This window comes from Bradyrhizobium sp. USDA 4516 (genome assembly GCF_054055915.1).
The window spans coordinates 779714-801214 of the sequence record NZ_JBSRXT010000001.1 but is presented as its reverse complement, the minus strand read 5'-3'; the positions used below and the strand labels follow the sequence as shown (position 1 = coordinate 801214).

Here is a 21501-nt window from a genome sequence, read left to right as displayed (position 1 = left end):
TCCGTTGTGTCGGTCCTTAGTAGTGATGACGCTTGATGATCACCGTCCGGTCATGGCCGTGATGCCAGCCATGATGCCAACCGCGATGCCAGCCACGGTCATGGCGCATTTCGGCGCGTGCGCCCCAGCCGCGGTCCCAGTGATGATGACCGCCGTGTCTGATCACGACCGTCTCGGCGCTCGCGATCGACGGAACGGCCACCGCAAGCGCACCAACCGCCGCGAGAACAAAGCCAATCTTTTTCATCTCATCCTCCTCAAATAAGTGAAGAGAAAACCGTGCGGAGATTGAAACGTTCCTCAGGAACCAGAGGAGTTTTCTGAACACTTGTTCAGCAACTGCCTCGAACGCTGCTGCCGTCGCGTGTTGGTGCGCACAACCGATGAGCGAGCGCACGGGCGGCTTTCCCGGCCTTGCCTAACCGCTGCGTCCGACGCATCATCGCGCCATAAAAATCAATGTTCGGGGGGACGTTGCCATGAGCGAATTTTCACGCCGGGATTTTTTGAAAGTGACGGGATCGGCCGCTGCCGCAGCCATCGCGAGGCCGGCCGCTGCGGCGATGGGGCCGGACGACAAGTTCGACCTCGTGATCAAGAACGGCGATGTCATCGATCCCAGCCAGTCGCTGCGCGGCAAGCGCGACATCGGCATCCGCTGGGGCATCATCGAGGCGATCGAAGACGATATCCCGGCTGCTCGCGCCGCCAGGACCATTGACGCGTCGGGCAAGCTCGTGATGCCGGGTCTGGTCGATCTGCACTGCCACGTCTACCCGTACGGATCGGCGATCGGCATTCCCGCCGACGAGCTGGTGCAATTCCAGGGCACCACGACGGTGGTCTCGGCGGGCGACGCCGGCGTCAACAACCTCGCGGCGCTGCGGCGCTTCATCGTCGCGCAATCGCGGGCGCGGATCTACGCCTTCGTCCACATCGCCAACAACGGCCTGTCGGCATTCCCGGTGGCCGAGCTCTACAACATCGACAACGCCCAGGTCGAAGCCTGCGCGATGGCGCTGGCCGAGAACCCCGACTTCCTGATCGGGGTCAAGGTGCGGATGTCGGAAAACGTCATCTTCAAGCACGGCCTCGAGCCGCTGAAGCGCGGCATCCAGGCCTGCGAGATGTGCGGCTGGCCGGCGCGGATGATGGTACATATCGGCGGCGTCGAGACCAGGGAACTGATGTCCGACATCCTCGATCTGCTGCGGCCGGGCGATATCCTGACCCACGCCTATTCCGGCGCGCCGAACATGTCCGGCGCTTTCACCAATATCGTCCAGGAGGGCAAGCTGTTGCCGGCGGCGCTCGCGGCCAAGCAGCGCGGCGTGCTGTTCGACGTCGGCCATGGCGGCGGCAGCTTCGATTTCACGGTGGCCGAAGTCGCGATCCCCGCCGGCTGCGCGCCCGATACGATCTCCTCCGACATCCACGTCTTCTCGGGCAACTCGCCCGGCATTCCGTTCCTGCCGAACGTGATGAGCAAGTTCCTGGCGATGGGCTCGTCGCTGGATCAGGTGGTGGCGATGGCGACCTCGGCGCCGGCGCGGATCATCAACCGGACCCCGAAGGTCGGCACCCTGCAGCGTGGCGCGCCCGGCGACGTCGCGATCATGGATCTCGTCGAAGGCCCGGTCTCCTTCGTCGATACCCGCAACAACAAGCGCGACGGCAATCTGCTGCTAAAGCCGGTGCAGACCGTGGTCAACGGCGTGCCGTTCGGCCGGCCCTATCAGGCGCCGTTCTCGGTGAGGTAGGCGCGCAGATCCGTAGAGCATGATGAGATTCAGATCGAATGGCGACCGCAAGCGCGCTGCGCTCCCTCGCCCCGTTCTTACGGGGAGAGGGTTGGGGTGAGGGGCTGTCTCCGCAAATCCGGTGATAGCTGAGGTTGCGGAGGCTCCCCCTCACCCGGAACGCATCTGACGATGCGTTCCGACCTCTCCCCGCAGGGGCGAGGTGAATCGGAGTCCGCAACTCGCTTCAGCGCAAAGTCATCATGATCTAGCCGCGCTTCTCCACATTGCTGCTGCGCGCCGGCACGCCGAACTCCTTGCGGCACACCTCGGCCAGCGCGGCAACGCCCTCGCGGATCTGCTCGTGCGAGGGGCTGGCGAAGCAGAGGCGGAGCCGGCTGCCGGAATGGGCCTTGCTGGTCGACCATTCCGGTCCCGGATTGATCGAGACGCCGGCGGCAAGCGCCGCCTGATAGAGCTTCAGCGTGTCGACATTGTCGGGCAGCTTGACCCAGAGGAAGATGCCGCCCTTGGGCGCCTCGAATTCGGCCGCGGTGCCGAACTGCTCGTTCAACGCCTCCATCAGCGTATCGAGCTTGGCGCGCAGGCCCTTGGTCAGGCGCGGCACATGGGTCGAAAAATGCGGTGCGCAATATTCCGCGAGCACCATCTGCTCCAGTGCGCCGGAGCCGGCGTCGGTCTTCAGCGGCAGCATTCGCGACATGATCCCCCAGGGCGCGACGATGAAGCCGACCCGTAGCGCAGGCGCGATCGATTTGGAGAACGAGCCGATATGGATCACGCCGCCATGCTTGCTCATCGCATAGATCGCGGGCGGCCGTTCGCCGTTCCAGATCAAATCGGCATAGCAATCGTCCTCGAAGATCGGCACGCCGTATTCCCTTGACAGCTTCAGCATCCCGGCGCGGCGGCTCTCCGGAAGGATCGAGCCGGTCGGGTTCTGCACTGTCGGGATGGTGTAGATGTATTTCGGCGTGATGCCGCGCCGCTTGTGATCGGCGAGTGCCGCAGCCAGCGCATCGATCCTGATGCCCTCGCCATCGAGGGGAATGCCGACCGCATTGACGCCGAGCCGTGTCAGCCGGTTCAGTGAGCCCTGATAGGTTTCCTGCTCGATCAGCACGGTATCGCCCTTGGCGAGCAAGGTGTGATTGACAAGATCGAGCGCCTGCAGCGAGCCGGAGACGATCATGATCTCGTCCGGCGTGCAGGCAATCCCGGCGTCGCGCTTCAGCTTCTCGGTCAGGAACTGGCGCAGCGGAAGATAGCCCTGCGGCCCGTGCGCGAGATTGTAGGTCGCCAGATTCCTGCCCTCGCGCTTCAACACGGCGTTGACCGCCTCCAGCAGCCCGTCGACCGGGACCTGGTCGGGATCGTTGTTGCCGCCGACGAAGCTGTATTTGGCGAGCCCGGTCCAGCGTGCGGCCGGGGCAGGCAGGCCGGCCGCGAGTAGCGGTGTAAAGTCGAACTGGGCTGAGGTGGACATGGACGTTTCGCTCCGTGTTGTTATCGTTGAGAAGGCCGCGGCAAGCGGCCTTCCATGAGGTTAGTTCTTGCCGACCGGCCGGATCGGCCGGCCCTGGCTGATGAAGGCGTAGTGCCCTGCGCCGACACTGCCGACCATCAAGGCCTCGACCGCCGGTTCCGCGATCTCGCCGGCGGCCGCCCAATCGACCACGAAATTCGCGCCGGTGCCGCCGCGGGTATCGGTCGTGGCGATCGCGACCTCGACGGTCGCAAACGGTTTTAGCGCGACCGGCGATTTAAGGTAGCTCTCCACCATCTTGCCTGATGTGTCGAAATAGGCGATCCGCTTCAGCACCAGCGGCTTCGTCTCGGAGGCGTTGTGCACGCTGAGCGTCACCGAAAAATCGGCCCTGAGCTTGCCCTGGCTCATCGACACGCTGGAATACACCGGCACGTAGAATGCACCGGAGGCGGTGAGGCCCTCCGATGGCACCGTCGTCAACGAGTTCGCGAAATTTTGTTCAATACTTGCCGAGGATTGTGCTAGCGCCTCTGACATGCGCACGGTGAGCAGGCAGAGCAAAACTGCGAGAAAAATGCCGCCTGCGCGGATGTGACACATTGCTCGGTTGATCCTCACGCCCGGCCCTCTAGGTTGCGGCAACAGGAAGTCTTTGACGCATGCATGAACTGATTCCCGATATCACGCTCTGTATCCTGTTTGCCTGGGGGATTGGGCTGCTCGCCCACTTCTCCCGGCAACCGCTGATACTGGCCTACCTTATCGCCGGCTTTTTCATTGGTCCATTCGGCATGGGCTGGGTCAAGTCCCAGGAATCGATCAGCGTCATCTCCGAGCTCGGCCTGATCTTCATGCTGTTCATGATCGGGCTGGAAATCGACCTCAAGAAGATCATCCGTGCCGGCAAGGTCATCCTGTTCGCGGGAGCCGGCGAGCTGATCGGCGGCTGCCTGATCGGCGTGGCGTTCTTTGCCGCTATCGGGCTTGCGGTCGGCGGCGGCAAGTTCGACGCGATCTATCTCTGCGTCGCCTGCTCGTTGTCGTCGACCGTGATCATCGTCAAGGTGCTCTACGAGAAGCGCGAGCTGGATACGCTGCCGGGCCGCATCACGCTCGGCGTGTTGGTGCTGCAGGACATCTTCGCGATCCTGTTCCTGGCGGTGCAGCCGAGCCTCGACAATCTGCAGATCAGCGTCGTGCTGTTGTCGATTGCCCGCGTCGCGGTGCTGGTCGCGACCGCGCTGGTGCTGAGCCGCTACGTGCTGCCGCGGCTGTTCCACCAGATCGCGCGGCGGCCCGAGCTCGTGCTGCTCGGCGCGCTCGCCTGGTGCTTCCTGATCGGCGAGATCGCCGAGCGGCTGCATCTGTCGCGCGAGATGGGCTCGCTGGTCGCCGGCGTCTCGATCTCGACCTTTCCCTATGCGCTCGACGTCACCGCCAAGGTCACGACGCTGCGGGATTTCTTCATCACGCTGTTCTTTGTCGCGCTCGGCATGACGATCCCGATTCCGGGCCTCTCGGTGATCTGGCTTGCGCTCGTCATCGCGGCCTTCACGGTGGCGAGCCGCCTGATCACGACGTTCACGCCGCTCTATCTGATGAAGCAGGGCCTGCGCGCCAGCCTGCTGCCAGCGATCAACCTGGCGCAGATCTCCGAGTTCTCGCTGGTGGTGATCCAGACCGGCGTCGCCGCCAACCACATCGGAACCGAAACCGCGAGTGCGGCCTCGTTCGCCTTCGTGGTGTTGGCGGTGCTCTCGACCTTCGCGATGGGACGCAGCGACCAGATCGTGCGCGGCCTGATTGGTCCGTTGAAGCGGATCGGGCTGCGCGACCTCGATCAGGAAGGCCAGGGCCGCGAGGCCGGGCACGAGGGCGGACATGGCGAGATCCGGCGCATCGTCATCCTCGGCTTTTTCCGCGCGGCGAGCGCGCTGATCAGCCAGATCGAGCGGCAGAACCAGTCGCTGCTCGAGCAGATCAGCGTCATCGATTTCAACCCGCTGGTGTTCCGCACGCTGTCCGACCGCGGCATGCATGTGATCTATGGCGACATCAGCAATGTCGACACCCTGGTTCATGCCGGCATCGGCAAGGCCGAGATCATCATCCTGAGCGTGCCGGATTTCCTCTTGGTCGGCGCCGACAATGAGAAGCTGGTGCGCCACGTCCGCGCCCTCAATCCGACCGCGCGGATCGTTGCCACCGCGGACCTGTTGACCGGCGTCGACGACCTCTACAGCGCCGGCGCCGACTACGTGACGGTGACCCGGCTCAGCGACGCCGGCGAGCTCTATTCCGTGATCGAGGCGGCCGACGCCGGTCTGCTCGACGACAAGCGCGCCGAACTGGACGCCCAGCTCAGCGACCGGCGCGAGGTGCTGCCGTAACGCCGGTCTCAAGGCTGTCCATCACCTCTCCCCATCGGGGAGAGTCGATTTGCGCAGCGGGTGAGGGGGCTCGAGTCCCACGAGAGGGCTGAACCCCTCACCCGGATCGCATCGAGCGATGCGATCCGACCTCTCCCTTTGGGAGAGGTGAAATCTCCCCTCCTGGTATCCCTGCCGGATGCATGGCGGGTTGCATAATGATACTGGCGCTGACATCGGAACCCGGCTAATCCACTGCCTGCATATAGCGAGATGTCAGGACAATGGCCGATACGATCCAGGAAGTGCTGCAAGCCTTTGCGAAGGGTGAACTCGTTGTCGTCACCGACGATGACGACCGGGAAGGCGAGGGCGATTTGATCGTCGCGGCGTCGTTCTGTACGGCGGAGAAGATGGCTTTCATCATCCGCCACACCTCCGGCATCGTCTGCGCGCCGATCACCACCGAGGATGCCCGCCGGCTGCGGCTCGACCCGATGGTGGCGCACAACGAGTCCAACCACACCACTGCCTTCACGGTCTCGATCGACTACAAGCCCGATGGTGGCACCGGCATCTCGGCCGAGGAACGCGCCTCCTGCTGCCGCGCGCTCGCCAATCCCAATGCCGGCGCCAATGATTTCGCGCGTCCCGGCCACATCTTCCCGCTGATCGCGCGCGACGGCGGCGTGCTGCTGCGCTCCGGCCACACCGAGGCGGCGGTCGATCTGTGCCGGCTCTCCGGCCTGCCGCCGGTAGGCGTCATCAGCGAGCTGATGAACGACGATGGAACCGTGATGAAGGGCGAGCAGGTCGCCAAATTCGCCGCCGCCCACAAGCTCAAGCATGTCACGATCGCGGACATGATCGCCTATCGCCAGGCGCGCGAGAAGCTGATCGAACGGGTCGCGACCTTCACCACCGAAAGCCCGATCGGCCCGCTGCAGGGCTACGCCTATCGCTCGCCGTTCGATGAGATCATGCATGCCGCCTTCGTCTATAACGGCATCGGCGACGGCCGGGACGTGCTGACGCGGCTGCACAAGCCGAACATCGTGAAAGACCTGTTCACCGGGCCGGCGCGAATGGAAGCCGTGCTGCGGCATTTCAAGGATGCCGGCCGCGGCGTGCTGGTATATCTGCGCGATGGTGCCGCCGGTGTTCCGGTCGAGCCGGTTGGCGAGCAGAAGACGGCGGAGGCCGATCGCCACAGGCAGTGGCGCGAGGTCGGCGTCGGCGCACAGATCCTGCGTGATCTCGGCGTCACCTCGATCCGGCACCTGACTTCGTCGGTGCATGACTACAAGGGATTGTCAGGTTTCGGCATCGAGATCGTGTCGAACGAGAAGCTGGAGACCTAGCACTGTCATTCCGGGGCGCGCGATAGCGCGAACCCGGAAGCTCGAGATTCCGGGTTCGATGCTGACGCATCGCCCCGGAATGACGAAGGTCCCAATTCAATTGCGCTTCGCAGCATAGCGCTTTAATTTATCCGCCAATTTCCGATAGACGATGCGAAAGGATGTTTCATGAGCGTGCGCCCCCAGGCCAAGGACAAGCCGGCTGCCGCCAGCTTCCAGTGGGATGATCCGTTCCTGCTCGACGACCAGCTTACCGAAGACGAGCGCCTGATCCGCGACACTGCGCGGGCCTATGCGCAGGACAAGCTGCTGCCGCGGGTCACCAAGGCCTATCTGGAAGAGAAAACCGACCGCGAGATCTTCAACGAAATGGGCGAGCTCGGCCTGATCGGCGTGACGCTGCCCGAGGAGTATGGCTGCGCCAATGCGAGCTACGTGGCCTATGGCCTCGTGGCGCGCGAGATCGAGCGCGTCGATAGCGGCTATCGCTCGATGAACTCGGTGCAGTCGTCGCTGGTGATGTATCCGATCTACGCCTATGGCGACGAAAACCAGCGCAAGAAATATCTGCCCAAGCTTGCGACCGGGGAATGGGTCGGCTGCTTCGGCCTGACCGAGCCGGATGCCGGTTCCGATCCCGGCGGCATGAAGACCCGCGCCGAGAAGGTCGCCGACGGCTACAAGCTCAACGGCGCCAAGATGTGGATCTCGAACGCGCCGATCGCTGACGTGTTCGTGGTGTGGGCCAAGTCGGCTGCGCACGACAACCAGATCCGCGGCTTCATCCTCGAGAAGGGCATGAAGGGCCTGTCGGCGCCGAAGGTCGGCGGCAAGCTGTCGCTGCGCGCCTCGATCACCGGCGAGATCGTGGTCGACAATGTGGTGGTGCCGGAAAGCGCGCTGCTGCCTAACGTCTCCGGCCTCAAGGGCCCGTTCGGCTGCCTCAATCGCGCCCGCTACGGCATCTCCTGGGGCGCATTGGGCGCTGCCGAGGACTGCATGCACCGCGCGCGGCAATACACGCTCGACCGCAAGCAGTTTGGCCGGCCGCTCGCCGCCACCCAGCTGGTGCAGAAGAAGCTCGCCGACATGGAGACCGAGATCGCGCTCGGCCTGCAGGCCTCGTTGCGCGTCGGCCGCCTGATGGACGAGGGCAAGATGGCCCCTGAGATGATCTCGATCGTCAAGCGCAACAATTGCGGCAAGTCGCTCGACATCGCCCGCATGGCGCGCGACATGCACGGCGGCAACGGCATCCAGATCGAGTATCACGTGATGCGTCACGCCGCGAACCTCGAGACGGTCAACACCTATGAGGGCACGCACGACGTCCATGCGCTGATCCTCGGCCGCGCAATCACCGGCATCCAGGCGTTCTCGTAAGGGCGCTTGCTCGTCATTCCGGGGCGCGCCAACCGAACTCAGGTTTACCCGAGTTCGGCAGATCTTAAATGTCTAAGTCGGCAACAGCCGATTTGGACGGCGCGAACCCGGAATCTCGCGCCGCGTTCCTTTCCCTTCTTTCGAGATTCCGGGTCTGGCCCTGCGGGCCATCCCGGAATGACGATGCAGAGAAAATCCCCATGGCCGACAACGACGACATCCCGTTCAACCGCGACTTTCCGCTGAAGCCCGGCGTGGTCGAACAGGTTCGCCCCGGCGTTCGCCGTGTCCTCTGCAACAATCCGAGCCCGTTCACCTTCACCGGCACGGTCAGCTACATCGTGGGCGAGGGCAAGGTCGCGATCATCGATCCCGGTCCCGACGACGAGGCGCATGCCAAGGCGCTGCTCGATGCGGTCAAGGGCGAGACCGTGACGCATATCCTGGTCACCCATACCCATCGCGACCATTCGCCGAACACGCCGCGGATCAAGGCCGCGACCGGCGCGCCGGTCTATGCCGAGGGGCCGCACCGCGCCTCGCGGCCGCGCTTCGAGAGCGAAAAGCATAATCCGGAATCCGGCGCCGACCGCGATTTCCGACCCGACGTGCAGGTCAAGCATGGCGACGTCATCGAGGGCGCTGGCTTTGCGCTGGAGGCGGTCGCGACCCCCGGCCACACCGCCAACCATCTGGCGTTCGCCTGGGCCGAGCGCAGCATCAATTTCGTCGGCGATCATGTGATGGGCTGGTCGACCTCGATCGTGGCGCCGCCGGACGGCTCGATGATCGATTACATGGCCTCGCTGGAGCGGCTGGAACAGCGGCCCGAGCAGCTGTATTTCTCCGGCCACGGCCCGGAGATTCCGGAGGGCCCGCGCTACGTCCGCTTCCTGGCGCGGCATCGCCGGGCGCGCGAGGCGTCGATCCTGCATCGTCTCGGCAAGGGCGAGGCCGACATTCCAACCATGGTGCGGGCGATCTATATCGGGCTCGATCCGCGGCTCGCCAATGCCGCCGGCTATTCGGTGCTGGCGCATCTGGAGGACCTGGTCGCACGCGGCGTCGTGGCGACGGACGGCGATCCCGTGATCGGCGGGACGTACCGATTGGCCTAGTTCGTCATTCCGGGATGGTGCCAAGCACCAGACCCGGAATCTCGAGATTCCGGGTTCATCGCTGCGCGATGCCCCGGAATGACGCTACCGCGTCACTTCTTCACCGTCTTCGCCGGTGGCGCCTTTGGCGCGACAGGAGCCGCCTTCTTCGCCGGCTTGGCATTGTCGTTCTCGGCCGCGCTGTTGAGGTCTTCGATCAGCTTCTTGACGCGGGCGGCGTTGCTGCCGAGATCGGTGTCGAAATAGCGCGACGCCGAGCGGATATCGACGCGGGAGTCCTCGTCGTCAGGCGTGACCCGGATCGAGACGTCCTCGCGGAAACCCATGATCGGCGTCCGCGCTACCGCCTCGATGCGGCCGATGCGGCGCGGCGGCTGCGGCGCGCGCGCGTCGATGACGAGCCATTTGCGGCGGTTCACCAGCCGCAGCGTCAGCTCATAGGCGCGGTCGACCGGGGTTTCGAGCTCGACGGTTTCGATATCGGGATAGGCCGCGCGCTGCCGCTCGGCCGAATAGAGGCCGGCATAGGCGGCAGGATTGGTGCCTTCCCCGGTGCGCAGCCGCGCCAGCGCCTCGAATTTCGGCGGGTCGATCGCGTCGGTGGTGACGTCGTAAATCCGCGGCAGCTTGCGGTACTGATAGATGAGGTAGGCCGGGTAGGCGAGGATCGCCGCGTCGATCAGCAGCGCGAGCAGGATCCGGCCCATGCCGCGGGTGCCGTTCTGCCAGATCGCGGCAAAGGCGGCCAGCCCGAGCAGGATCGACAGGCCGGCCAGGCCCAGCGCGCCGAAGAAGGTCGCCAGCGCCGGCTTGACCTCCAGGAACCCGAAGCGGACGATCAGGATCGAAACGACCACCGCGACGACGGAGAAGATGGCGAGGTTGCGCGACCAGGTGGCGAGACCGGACACGGGCTCCTGCTGGTAGGGAGCGGAAAACCTGCGCGCCATCGTCGAAAAATCTGCCGGTTGAGATGTCCTCAGGCGACCTCGGCCGCCGCGATCAGTCGTGTGAGACCACGGACCTGCGGCGAATTCAAGGGATTTGGGCTTTACCCCGAATCGTCATGGCCGCGCATAGCCGTCCGAAGGACGGCGTCGCTTCCGCTCGCCTATGACCCGGCCATCCATGTCTTGCCGCACGACGAAGTCGTGGATGCCCGGGTCAAGCCCGGGCATGACGAGCGTTTGTTTTCACGCCGCGGCGGTCGGGAACGTGTAATCCTTGAATTGGTCGCGCAGCGCCGTCTTCAGGATCTTGCCGGTCGCGGTGTGGGGAATGCCGTCGACGAAGGCGACGTCGTCGGGCATCCACCATTTGGCGATCTTGCCGTCCATGAACTTCAGGATGTCCTCGCGCGTGGCACTCTGGCCCTGCTTGAGTTGCACGATCAGCAGCGGCCGCTCATCCCATTTGGGGTGATGGACACCGATCACGGCGGCTTCCGCGACCGCCGGATGGCCGACCGCGAGGTTCTCGAGATCGATCGAGGAGATCCATTCGCCGCCGGACTTGATCACGTCCTTGGAGCGGTCGGTGATCCGCATGTAGCCGTGCTCGTCCATCGTCGAGACGTCGCCGGTGTCGAAATAGCCGGCATCGTCGAGGATGTTGCTGTCGACCCGGAAATAGGCCTTGGCGATCGCCGGGCCCGAAACCTTGAGACGGCCGAAGGTCTTGCCGTCCCACGGCAGCTCCTTGCCGGCATCGTCGGTGATCTTCATCTCGACGCCGAACGGCGGATAGCCCTGGGTCTGCAGGATGTCGAGCCGCTCCTCGCCGGTGCGCTCGGTAAACGGTGGCTTCAGCGTCGCCAGCGTGCCGAGCGGGCTCATCTCGGTCATGCCCCAGGCGTGGCGCACCTGGCTGCCCATGTCGAGGAACGCCTGGATCATCGAGCGTGGCATCGCCGACCCGCCGCAGATCACCATCTGCAGATCCGGCAGCTTGAGGTTGTTGGCGGCCATGTATTGCAGCAGCATCAGCCACACCGTCGGCACGCCGGCGGTGTGGGTGACCTTCTCGGTCGACAGCAACTCGTACACCGAGGCGCCGTCGAGCTTCGGGCCCGGCATCACGAGCTTGGTGCCCATCGACGGCGCGGAGAAGGCGATGCCCCAGCTGTTGGCATGGAACAAGGGGACCACCGGAAGCATTGTGTCCGACGCGGAGGTGCCGAGCGCGTCCTTCGAGTTGGCCATTAGCGCGTGCAACACGTTGGAGCGGTGCGAATAAAGTACACCCTTGGGATCGCCCGTCGTGCCGGAGGTGTAGCACATCGCCGCCGCGGTGTTCTCGTCGAAGGTTTTCCACTCGAACTTGCCGTCGGATGCCGCGATCCAATCCTCATAGGCGACCGCGCTCTTCAGCGTGGTCTGCGGCATGTGCGCCTTGTCGGTCAGCACCACGTAGCGCTCGACGCTCGGCAGCTGGCCTGCGATCTTCTCCAGCACCGGAACGAAGGTGAGGTCGGTGATGACGATGCGGTCCTGGGCGTGGTTGACGATCCAGGCGATCTGTTCCGGAAACAGGCGCGGATTGACCGTATGGCAGATCGCGCCGATCCCCATGATGCCGTACCAGACCTCGAGGTGGCGCCAGGTGTTCCAGGCGATGGTGGCGACGCGGTCGCCGAGCTTGATGCCGTCACGTTCCAGGCTCTGCGAGACCTTCAGTGCGCGGGCATGGATCTGGGCGTAGGTGGTGCGATGAATCGGGCCTTCGACCGACCGCGTCACGACTTCCTGTGTGCCGTGATATTTGGCGGCGTGCTCAATAATCTTGTGACACAGCAAGGGCCAATCTTGCATCAAACCAAGCATACGCGAATCCCTCCTCGATCCTCACACATGATCCGCCGGCATCTTGGACGGCCGGCAGTAAAATCATGGAACTGACATGAACTTTAGCGCGGAGAAAGCAAGCCGAAAATGGCCTGTTGGCGCGTTTCGTCGCGGGGGCGCGGCAATGGTTACCGCCGCCGCCGTGCTGCTTTGCCTTGGCATGCAAGCAGGCCCCGCCGAGGCCGCCCGCCGCGCGCCCAGCTTTCCGTGGGACGATCTGTTCGGCACCCGGCCGCAAAGGCCGCACAAGGCAGCCCGCCGCTCAGCGGTGCCGCTGCCGAAGCCACGCCCGGCTGAGGCGCCGGCGGCAGCTCACGCGCCGGCGGCGAACGAGCCCGAGCCGCCCGCGGCCGGGACGCAGTCTCCGGCCGCACCTGCCGAAGCGGCCAGGCCCAGCGAGACGGCCAAGCCCGCTGATGCCGCCAAGCCGGCCGAGCCCGCCGCGCCGCAGCTTTCGGCCTGCCGGCAGGCGCTGACCGAGGAGATCGCGATCGCCCCGAGCATTCCGGATATCCACGGCGCCGGGGGCTGCGGCGGCGAGGATCTGGTGCGGCTCGAGGCGATCGTGCTGGCGGACAAGCGCAAGGTCGCGGTCAAGCCCGCCGCGATCCTCCGCTGCAAGATGGCTGCTGCGGTCGCCGACTGGGTCCGCACCGATATCGCGCCGCTCGCGCAGAACCTCGGGGGCGGGATCAGCAATCTCGACAATTTCGACTCGTTCGAATGCCGCGGCCGCAATCGGGTCGCCGGAGCGCAGCTCTCCGAGCATGGCCGCGCCAATGCGCTCGACGTCCGCGCGCTCGGTCTCGCCAACGGCAAGTCGATCTCGCTGACCGACCGCAGCGTGCCGCGGACCTTGCGCGAGACCGTGCGGCATTCGGTCTGCGCCCGCTTCTCCACAGTGCTCGGCCCGGGCTCGGACTGGTACCACGAGGATCACATCCATCTCGACCTGATCGAGCGTCGTAACAATTACCGGATCTGCCAGTGGAACGTGGACGACCCGCTGCCGCAGGTCGCGCCGCTGTTGCCGGCCGAGCGCCCCGAAGAGGCACCGCCGCGCGAGGTCGCCGCCAAATCCGACGCGCCGAAAGCGGACACATCCAAAGCTGACCACGGCAAGTCTGGCACCGGCAAGCCGGACGCCACAAAATCAGATGATGCGGCCGCGCCCGACCGCAGCGCCGAGACCAAACCGCAGCCAACAAAAAAGCGCCGGCAAAGCCGGCGCTTTTGATCGCGATTGCGATTGGATCAGTAGGTCGTGCCGCCGCCGCCCTGCAGCGCCATCTGCGGCTTGTAGGGCGAGTCGCCGTGCTTCGGCTCCAGCACCACGACGATGGTACCGAGCTTGACGCGGTTGTAGAGGTCGATGACGTCCTCGTTGGTCATGCGGATGCAGCCCGAGGAGATCGATGCGCCGATATATTCCGGCTGGTTGGTGCCGTGGATGCGGAACAGCGTGTCCTTGCCGCCCGAATAGAGATACATCGCGCGCGAGCCCATCGGATTGTCGGGGCCCGGGGCCACGAAGGTCGGGACGCCAAGGCGCGAGATTTCGCCGGGGGTCGGGTGCCAGGCCGGCCATTCGGTCATGCTGCCGACCTTGGCGATGCCGGACCATGCCATGGCTTCCTCGCCGACGGTGATGCCGTAGCGGATCGCCTTGCCGTCGTTCAGCACGTAATAGAGGTAATGGTTGTCGGAATCGACCACGATCGAGCCGGGGGCTTCCTTGCGGTGGTACTCGACGATGGCGCGGCGGAACGGTTCAGCGACCGGCGTCTTGACGTAGGTGGTCTTGGCCAGGAGTTCCTTGTCACGCGGCTTGAAGTTCGCGGTGTTGGTTGCCTCATAGGTTGTGGCCTGCATGCAGCCCGACAACATCAGGCCCGCGGCCAGGATCCCGAGGGTAACTTTGAGCGACGACATGATTACATTCCAATCGAAAATCCGCGCACGAAAGCGCCACTATTACGCCCCAAACGCCACGATTCCATTAGCGGCATTATTGCCGAAACGTGCCATTATTCCCAGAGTCTAGATGCCTTTCCCGCATCGCGGGACGCTGTCTGTGGCTTTTTTGCCGCAACTGTTCTGGTGCCGGGTTGGTTTTTGTGCAAACAGGCAACGGTCGACGAGTCGGCGTCACGTCGCTGCCGCCTGGCCGCCACAAGTATGGATGCCCGGTTAATACCCCGGTCATGAAGCGCCCCCCAGAATCGCGCTAAGTCGGCGGGTCCTGCCAGCCTTGTTTCGTGGAGTTCGTGATGCTGTCGGTGTTCGTTCCGTCCGAGTTTTCGCTCAAGAAGGCCACGGCGACCGACCTCGGCGCGCTGCCCGAGGGAGCGGTCTGGGTCGATCTGGTGAATCCGACCGTTGAGGAGGACCGGGCGGTCGAGAAGCTCGCGGGGATCGCGGTGCCGACCCGGGAAGACATGCAGGAGATCGAGATCTCCAGCCGCCTCTATATCGAGAACAGCGCGCGCTACATGACCGCGACGCTGATGTGCCAGTCCGACACCGACATGCCGCGCACCACGGCGGTGACCTTCATCCTCACCGGTCATCGGCTGGTGACGGTGCGCTACGACCTGCCGAAGCCGTTCGCGCTGGTCGAGAACAAGCTGGCGCGCGCCTGTTCCCCCAGCATCACCGGGGAGCAGGTGCTGATGGAACTGCTGGACGCGGTGATCGACCGTTGCGCCGACATTCTGGAGCGCTGCGGGGCCGATATCGACCAGGTGTCCCACGACATCTTCGAGCCGGAGAGCGAGCGCCACGGCCACGCCAAGCAATATTCGCAGATTCTGATCGCGATCGGCCGCAAGGGCGACCTGACCTCGAAGGTTCGCGAAAGCCTGGTCTCGATCGGCCGCCTCGTCACCTTCCTCTCCGCGGTGGTCGAGGGCGTGAAATGGTCCAAGGACATGCGCGAGCAGCTCAAGACCATGCAGCGTGACGTGGCCTCACTGACCGACCACGCCTCCTATCTCTCCAACAAGATCACCTTCGTGCTCGACGCCATGCTCGGCGTGGTCAATCTGGAACAGAACAACATCATCAAGCTGTTCTCGGTGATGGCGGTGGTCTTGATGCCGCCGACGCTGATCGCCTCGATCTACGGCATGAATTTCAAGGTGATGCCGGAACTCGAATGGGCGCACGGCTATCCGTATGCACTGGTGCTGATGCTGATCGCGGCGATCGTGCCGTACTGGATCTTCAAGTGGAAGAAGTGGCTGTAGGGTACCGAACACGTTAGGGAAAAGAGTTAACGGTGGACCATATTTCTCTTCCAAATGTGTGATTTTCCACCCACCTTTGTGGTAGTGTCGAGTGATGAAAAAGAAGGTCACTGACTTATCTGCGGCTGACTTAGGCAGCTTAGCCGAAGAAGCTTGGAAAGTGGCAGCGCAGCAAGCGCTGGCCTCGGGTTTGCCCGTAACCGGCTCCAGAGATGGTCGTCGAATCCGATACTATCCGGATGGACATATCGAGGATTTGGGACCAGTCGCCGAGCTTCCACGGGAAGATGGCATTTCAACTCCCAGCAAGTCCGGGCGGTCGGTGGCATAGAGGTTCTTGCGGGGTGGCATTTGGACGAGCCCTTTTTGCTGATGATTGCTGGGCCGAATGGCTCGGGCAAAACGACATTGATTCGGCACCTCCTCCGAAAAGGCATTGACCTAGGTGAGTACATCAACCCTGATGATATTGCGGCCGAGCTACAGGGCTCGCCTGATGAGCGCACCCGAAGCGCTCAAGCAATTGCGGATCAACGTAGAGATGAGTGCATAAAGGGACGCCTTAGCTTTAGTTTTGAGACAGTCATGTCTCACCCCTCCAAAATAGAAGTCTTGGTGAGAGCAAAAGAGGCTGGTTATCGTGTATTGCTTTACTTTATAGGCACCGACGATCCGCGGACGAATATTGATCGTGTTGCGCTCCGTGTTTCCCAGGGCGGGCACAACGTTCCTAATGAGAAAATAGTCAACCGCTGGCAGCGAACGATGCTATTGCTCCAGCAGGCGATCCGGTCCTCAGATCAATCGTATGTATTCGACAACAGCATTGCTGGGACCGTCGACGTCGTTCCGAGGTTGGTGTTTCGTCGGGACGCCTCTCGATCTGGACATCTGCCGCAAAGCGAAATGATTGGTCGTCCCCCGTTGTGGGTACAGCACTATGTTTTGGGACCTTTGGGCACGGATTTTTTTGGCAGCTAGTGGACCAAGCATTTGGTAAAGCTGAGCTAGAGATCGCGAAGCGGCGAAATGGGCCGACGGGTACAGTTGAGGTGTACTTCAACGGTGGCAATGGCTCGTTTTCGGACCTTGTGAGCATTCCAACCTAGTTAGCGTCACGAAGCGATTGAGTTCCATGCTGAGAGCTGCTGTCCGGTTCCACGCGTCGCGTTTTGGGACGCGCTTCCTGCCTTATTTCCTCTGCTAAAATTTGAGCGTTGCGCTGAACGTTTGGGCGAAACTTGTCTGCGATAACGCCCGCCTCGAAGCCGGAGGACAGCAATGGTTGAGAAGATCATAACGCCACGGCGTAACGTCATCGACTTTGCGCGCTATCAACAGGACCGCGCAGCAGGCAAGGTGCAGGCGATCTCGCCGAGACTTTGCCGTTACTGTGGCGCTGCGTTGCTGGATGGCGAGGACGAAGACGAATGCTCCAGCGCGCTGAACGACGTCGCGCTGCGGCAGCCCGAGAAGAAGTCGCGTCGGTTCTACGCAGACTAGAGGCCGAAGCCTCGGAGGCAGAAGCCTCGCTTGCGTTGTTACGCCTGCAAGTGAAGCAATCCCAATGACGGCCGCGGCGGCGGCCGGGATCGCCTCAAAACTTCCTTCCCCGAAATACGGCTCTTCCCAGCGTCAGACGTGCTGACCACCGTTGATGTGGATCTCCGCACCGTTCACGTAAGAGCTGGTCTCCGTGCAGAGAACGTAGATGATCTTGGCGACCTCGTCCGGCGTGCCGAGGCGGTGCATCGGGATCTGCTGGTCGACGATCTTCTCGGTGCCCGGCGACAGGATCGAGGTATCGATCTCGCCCGGCGCGATCGCGTTGACGCGGACGCCGACGCGGCCGAAGTCCGATGCCATCTCGCGCGTCAGCGCCGCGAGCGCGGCCTTCGACGTCGCGTAGGCCGCGCCGGCAAACGGATGCACGCGCGAGCCGGCGATCGAGGTGACGTTCACCACCGCGCCCTTGGCGTGCTTCAACTCCTCGATCAGCCCGCGCGCGATCATGATCGGTGCGAAGAAGTTGACGTGGAAAACGTGGGTCCAGGTCTCGATGTCGGTGTCCATGGTGCCGAGCCGGCCGCCGCCCGCAGCCTTCGGCGAGATCGCGGCGTTGTTGACCAGCGCGTGCAGTTCATCGTTCTCGAGCCGCCTGCGGATCTCGGAGATCGCGCGCACGGTGTCGTCATGGCTGCCGAGGTCGACCTCGATGTGGTCTTCCGGCCCGGCGCCCCAGGGGCAGACCTCGGGAAACGCATGCCGCGACAGGGTGATGACGCGCCAGCCGGCGGACGAGAACCGGATCGCGGTGGCATGGCCGATGCCGCGGCTTGCGCCGGTCAGAAGCAGCGTGCGCCGCGGCGCATTGGATGGGTGGGGCATCGACGGTTTCTTTCGTTTTCGTCATGCGCGGCGGCGTGCCGGGCATCCACGCCTTCGAACGACTTGGGATGACTTGGGATCAAGACGTCGCTGGCCGGGTCATCTTACACGAAGATGCGCTTCGCGCTTTCGCCCGGCCATGACGGTCGCAGCTTTCAGGGATAGAGCCGCACCTTCGACCAGGCGCTGCCGGCGCCGTCGCGGCGGAATTCGATGCGGTCGTGCAGGCGGTACGGGCGGTCGTGCCAGAACTCGAAGCGCTGCGGCGTGATCCGCCAGCCGCTCCAGCCCGGCGGCCGCGGCACCTCGCCGATGACGTATTTCGCACCGGTCTTGGCGATCGCCTGCTCGAATGCGAAGCGGCTCTCCAGCGGCTGCGACTGCTTGCTGGCCCAGGCGCCGATCTGCGCCTGCTTCGGCCTGGTGGCGAAATAGGCGTCGGCCTCGGCATCGGTCACCGGCGTGACCGGCCCGCGGATGCGCACCTGGCGGCGCAGCGATTTCCAGTGGAAGAGTAAAGCTGCCTTGGGATTTGCGGCCAATTCGCGGCCCTTGGCGCTCGCAATGTGGCTGTAGAACACGAAGCCGTCGGCATCGAAGCCCTTCATCAGCACCATCCGCACGTCGGGCAGGCCGTCGGGATCGACGGTCGCAAGCGCCATCGCGTTCGGATCGTTCGGCTCGGACTTGATCGCCTCCGCAAACCATTCGGCGAACAGGGCGAACGGCTCCTCCGCCGCGGTGAAATCACCCGATGTTAACGGTGTCGGGTGTTTGATGGAGGTCGTGTCGGTCATGTCAGGAGTCCCGATTTGCATCCGCCCGCGTCTGAAAGCGCGTTACTAGCCCTATATAGGGCATGGGGGCGCGTTGGCCTATCGGCGATCCACCCCGCAGGCGCGGTGGTGACATTGATCCTGATCGGCGTCGGCGCAAGCGGTTGCAGCTTGTCGCGCAGCGACGCCTTCGCCAAGCTCGACGACAAGGATGTGACGGGCTCGATCAGGCCGACCCAGATCAATGCGGTGATGCCGACCGACAGCGATCTCGCCTTCGCCCGCAATGCCGCCTCCGACGTGCTGACCAAGGGCGACAAGGATTCCAGCCAGCCCTGGGAAAATCCTGAAACCGGCGCGCGTGGCTCGGTGACGCCGCTGGCCCAGGCCTATTCGGGCGAGGACGGCAAGACGTGCCGGGATTTCCTTGCCAGCTACGTCAACGGAGCCACCGAGAGCTGGCTGCAGGGCGCCGCATGCAAGGCTGGACAAGGGCGGTGGGAAATCCATAGCCTGAAGCCCTGGAGAAAATCCTGAGAATTCCGGCGAAGCCGGACTAGTTGCAAAAATGCCACTGAGCCCCCACATCAAGGTAAAGTGGGCCCGGACGGGTTCCCGGCCAGGACTGATTTTTCCCGTGAAGGAGACGTGACGGATGCGCGACCCCTATGAGGTCTTGGGGGTGCAGCGGAGCGCCAGCGCTGCGACGATCAAGAGCGCCTATCGCAAGCTCGCCAAGAAGCATCACCCTGATAACAACAAGAACGACCCGAAGGCGGCGGCCCGCTTTGCGGAGATCAACACGGCCAACGAGATCGTCGGCGACGAGGACAAGCGCAAGCAGTTCGACCGCGGCGAGATCGATGCCGAAGGCAAGCCGCGCTTCCAGGGTTTCCCTGGCGGCAGCGGTGCCGGCGGCCGTGCCGGTCCGGGCGGCTTCGAGTACAGTTTCCGCTCCGGGCCCGGCGGCGGCATGGGCGGCGGCAGCTTCGAGGACATCCTCAACAGCATGTTTGGCAATGCGGCTCGCGGAGGCGGCGGCCGCGCGGGCCGGGCCAGTCCGTTCGAGTTTGACGGCGGCGGGGTCGGCGTCGACCTCGATCTTTCGGTCGCTATGACGGTGTCGCTGGAGGAATCGGTCAGGGGCGGCGACAAGCGCGTCCGCCTGCCGACCGGCCGCGAGCTCAACGTCAAGATTCCGCCCGGGGTTGCTGCGGGTCAGCAGATCCGGCTGAAGGGGCAGGGCGAGACCGCGCAAGGCCATCCGCCCGGCGATCTCCTGATCACGATCTCGGTCGCGCCGCACCCGTTCTTCAAGGTCGACGGCAACGACCTCAGGATCGACCTGCCCATCACCCTCTACGAGGCGGTGCTGGGCGGCAAGGTCCGCGTGCCGACGCTCGGCAGCGCGGTCGAACTGTCGATCCCGAAGAACACCTCGAGCGGCCGTACCTTCCGCCTCAAGGCCAAGGGGCTGTCGAAGGCGGGCGCGACCGGCGACCTCTATGTCACGACCCGCATCATCCTTCCCGACGGGAACGATGCCGAGCTTGAGGCATTGATGCAGACATGGCGGGATCAAAAACCCTACAATCCGCGTAGCGATCTCGGCTGACCGCCGATAATGCGCCCCAAAAGACGCGAAGACGCGAAACTGCACTACCCCGGGCTCTATCGGGGTAGACGCGGGCATCGTGAGCGCGTCACAAAGGATGACGGGCCGTCCGAGGTCTGCGGCGTGCAGATCGGATGACGGAAAGGAGTGCGGCCTCGAGAGGGGGACCAGCGCGGTACACAAAACCCCAATCGAGGCCGCGTGCGCCGATCGGCGGATCGGGCGCGGATCATCTTCGCGTGAGCATCCGGTGCGATAATGAGACGCGTCGATGACGCGAATCGAAGTTTTCGATGTCGGAATTGGGACGCTGAGTGAGGCTGGATTCACTTGCTCGAAATGACGCAATTTCGACGGCCTGATCTTCCGTAAAATTACGGAAGATCACCCGCCGCTCTTCTCCATCTGATCGTAGACGGCCTGCGCGACCTGGGTCAGGCGCGTGCGATCGGTGCCGCCGCTGACGACATAGGCGACGCCCCGATCGGCCCAGAACAGCGCGCCGTCGCTGCCCTGCACGGCGTAGCGCATCTGGGTCGCCTCGGTCTTCACCTTGGCGGTGTAGACCGTGAACCGCTCACCCGACGTGCTCTCATACATCAGGAACGACGCCGGGCCGCTCGGTCCGGGCAGCAGGCGGCCGCCGACCAGCTTCAGCCCGGTCAGCTCCGGCGCGCGGACGTCCCAGCCGCAGCGCTTGGTCAGCCATTGCTGCAGGTGGTCGCGCTCGCTGCCGGGCACCTCGACGGGATGCCGGACCTCGACCACGTAGAGCCGATGCGCATCGAGTGCATCGACCGTGAAGCTCTGGAATGCCGACGGCGTCGCCGCCGCTCCGCGCGCGATCCAGCCGGCGCCGCCACCGGCGACGAAGGCCATGACCGTCGCCGCCACCGCGCCATAGACCCAGCGGCGCGGCTGGCGCACCAGCCGCTCGAGTTCGAGCCGTTTCGGCACCGCCTCGTCCAGCACGGTGTCGTAGCGTGCATGCAGTGTCTCGGCCATCGCACGCCATGACTGCACCCGCGCCGCGTCGTCGGGATGCGCGGCAAGCCACGCCTCGACATCGCCGCGGCGTTCGGCTGGCAGCTCGTTGTCGACGTAAGCGTGCAACTCGTCTTCGGTGACGGGAATGTTCGGGTCGGTCATAT

At 64.1% G+C, this 21501-nt stretch carries 20 protein-coding genes; 11 read left to right on the top strand and 9 right to left on the bottom strand.

The features are described 5' to 3' along the window. Positions 1 to 16 precede the first annotated feature (16 nt). Positions 17 to 247 (bottom strand): hypothetical protein, encoded by a 231-nt coding sequence (locus ACVI1L_RS03790; RefSeq protein WP_050387960.1) that lies wholly within the window; start codon positions 245 to 247, stop codon positions 17 to 19. A 232-nt stretch (positions 248 to 479) separates the two neighbouring features. On the opposite strand from ACVI1L_RS03790, the gene ACVI1L_RS03785 reads away from it, so the two are divergent. Further along, on the top strand, positions 480 to 1760 hold the full coding sequence (locus tag ACVI1L_RS03785; RefSeq protein ID WP_316395979.1) for an amidohydrolase/deacetylase family metallohydrolase: 1281 nt from the start codon (positions 480 to 482) through the stop codon (positions 1758 to 1760). Between the two features lie 247 nt (positions 1761 to 2007). On the opposite strand, the gene ACVI1L_RS03780 is transcribed toward ACVI1L_RS03785, so the two are convergent. Both ACVI1L_RS03780 and ACVI1L_RS03775 read right to left on the bottom strand, forming a co-directional pair. Further along, positions 2008 to 3246: an aminotransferase-like domain-containing protein gene (locus ACVI1L_RS03780; protein ID WP_168857204.1), complete on the bottom strand. Its 1239-nt coding sequence runs from the start codon at positions 3244 to 3246 to the stop codon at positions 2008 to 2010. A gap of 60 nt (positions 3247 to 3306) precedes the next feature. Then, positions 3307 to 3849, bottom strand: a complete 543-nt coding sequence (locus ACVI1L_RS03775; RefSeq protein WP_375162624.1) for a DUF3124 domain-containing protein — start codon at positions 3847 to 3849, stop codon at positions 3307 to 3309. A gap of 59 nt (positions 3850 to 3908) precedes the next feature. On the opposite strand from ACVI1L_RS03775, the gene ACVI1L_RS03770 reads away from it, so the two are divergent. The 4 genes from ACVI1L_RS03770 to ACVI1L_RS03755 all read left to right on the top strand — a co-directional run bounded on the left by ACVI1L_RS03770 (position 3909) and on the right by ACVI1L_RS03755 (position 9480). Next, entirely contained in the window at positions 3909 to 5639 is a 1731-nt protein-coding gene (locus ACVI1L_RS03770) for a cation:proton antiporter (protein WP_168857203.1), read from the top strand. Between the two features lie 263 nt (positions 5640 to 5902). Beyond that, positions 5903 to 6979 (top strand): 3,4-dihydroxy-2-butanone-4-phosphate synthase, encoded by a 1077-nt coding sequence (gene ribB / locus ACVI1L_RS03765; protein WP_028334516.1) that lies wholly within the window; start codon positions 5903 to 5905, stop codon positions 6977 to 6979. Positions 6980 to 7147: 168 nt separating this feature from the next. Then, positions 7148 to 8362, top strand: coding sequence for an acyl-CoA dehydrogenase (locus tag ACVI1L_RS03760; protein ID WP_229190641.1), 1215 nt, complete (start codon positions 7148 to 7150; stop codon positions 8360 to 8362). Positions 8363 to 8562: 200 nt separating this feature from the next. Then, positions 8563 to 9480: an MBL fold metallo-hydrolase gene (locus ACVI1L_RS03755; RefSeq protein WP_057015202.1), complete on the top strand. Its 918-nt coding sequence runs from the start codon at positions 8563 to 8565 to the stop codon at positions 9478 to 9480. A 92-nt stretch (positions 9481 to 9572) separates the two neighbouring features. On the opposite strand, the gene ACVI1L_RS03750 is transcribed toward ACVI1L_RS03755, so the two are convergent. Beyond that, positions 9573 to 10430, bottom strand: a complete 858-nt coding sequence (locus ACVI1L_RS03750) for a DUF1499 domain-containing protein (protein ID WP_057015203.1) — start codon at positions 10428 to 10430, stop codon at positions 9573 to 9575. Between the two features lie 243 nt (positions 10431 to 10673). Beyond that, positions 10674 to 12302 (bottom strand): fatty-acid--CoA ligase, encoded by a 1629-nt coding sequence (locus tag ACVI1L_RS03745; RefSeq protein ID WP_456782319.1) that lies wholly within the window; start codon positions 12300 to 12302, stop codon positions 10674 to 10676. 76 nt (positions 12303 to 12378) lie between these two features. On the opposite strand from ACVI1L_RS03745, the gene ACVI1L_RS03740 reads away from it, so the two are divergent. Continuing rightward, positions 12379 to 13560 carry an extensin family protein gene (locus ACVI1L_RS03740; protein ID WP_456782318.1) on the top strand — a complete coding sequence of 394 codons (1182 nt, stop codon included), beginning with the start codon at positions 12379 to 12381 and terminating at the stop codon, positions 13558 to 13560. A 17-nt stretch (positions 13561 to 13577) separates the two neighbouring features. Here ACVI1L_RS03740 and ACVI1L_RS03735 read toward each other — a convergent pair whose 3' ends face one another. After that, the gene (locus tag ACVI1L_RS03735) at positions 13578 to 14255 is read right to left on the bottom strand and encodes a L,D-transpeptidase (RefSeq protein WP_057015206.1); all 678 of its coding nucleotides are present in this window, start codon (positions 14253 to 14255) and stop codon (positions 13578 to 13580) included. A gap of 338 nt (positions 14256 to 14593) precedes the next feature. On the opposite strand from ACVI1L_RS03735, the gene ACVI1L_RS03730 reads away from it, so the two are divergent. From ACVI1L_RS03730 to ACVI1L_RS03720, 3 genes are all read left to right on the top strand, one after another. Further along, a complete protein-coding gene (locus ACVI1L_RS03730) occupies positions 14594 to 15571 on the top strand; it encodes a magnesium transporter CorA family protein (protein WP_057015269.1) in 978 nt (325 codons plus the stop codon). 351 nt (positions 15572 to 15922) lie between these two features. After that, the gene (locus ACVI1L_RS03725) at positions 15923 to 16552 is read left to right on the top strand and encodes a zeta toxin family protein (protein WP_456782317.1); all 630 of its coding nucleotides are present in this window, start codon (positions 15923 to 15925) and stop codon (positions 16550 to 16552) included. Between the two features lie 300 nt (positions 16553 to 16852). Further along, complete coding sequence (locus tag ACVI1L_RS03720; RefSeq protein ID WP_063709281.1) at positions 16853 to 17074, top strand: hypothetical protein; 222 nt, start codon at positions 16853 to 16855, stop codon at positions 17072 to 17074. Between the two features lie 132 nt (positions 17075 to 17206). Here the strand turns inward: ACVI1L_RS03720 and ACVI1L_RS03715 are convergent, their stop codons facing one another. Both ACVI1L_RS03715 and pdxH read right to left on the bottom strand, forming a co-directional pair. Continuing rightward, on the bottom strand, positions 17207 to 17959 hold the full coding sequence (locus ACVI1L_RS03715; RefSeq protein ID WP_018270354.1) for an SDR family NAD(P)-dependent oxidoreductase: 753 nt from the start codon (positions 17957 to 17959) through the stop codon (positions 17207 to 17209). 155 nt (positions 17960 to 18114) lie between these two features. Continuing rightward, positions 18115 to 18756 carry a pyridoxamine 5'-phosphate oxidase gene (gene pdxH, locus ACVI1L_RS03710; protein WP_057015208.1) on the bottom strand — a complete coding sequence of 214 codons (642 nt, stop codon included), beginning with the start codon at positions 18754 to 18756 and terminating at the stop codon, positions 18115 to 18117. Between the two features lie 108 nt (positions 18757 to 18864). On the opposite strand from pdxH, the gene ACVI1L_RS03705 reads away from it, so the two are divergent. Further along, on the top strand, positions 18865 to 19272 hold the full coding sequence (locus tag ACVI1L_RS03705; RefSeq protein WP_057015270.1) for an RT0821/Lpp0805 family surface protein: 408 nt from the start codon (positions 18865 to 18867) through the stop codon (positions 19270 to 19272). Between the two features lie 118 nt (positions 19273 to 19390). Further along, positions 19391 to 20350 (top strand): DnaJ C-terminal domain-containing protein, encoded by a 960-nt coding sequence (locus ACVI1L_RS03700; protein WP_456782316.1) that lies wholly within the window; start codon positions 19391 to 19393, stop codon positions 20348 to 20350. 384 nt (positions 20351 to 20734) lie between these two features. On the opposite strand, the gene ACVI1L_RS03695 is transcribed toward ACVI1L_RS03700, so the two are convergent. Beyond that, positions 20735 to 21499, bottom strand: a complete 765-nt coding sequence (locus ACVI1L_RS03695) for an anti-sigma factor family protein (protein WP_057015209.1) — start codon at positions 21497 to 21499, stop codon at positions 20735 to 20737. Positions 21500 to 21501: the final 2 nt, after the last annotated feature.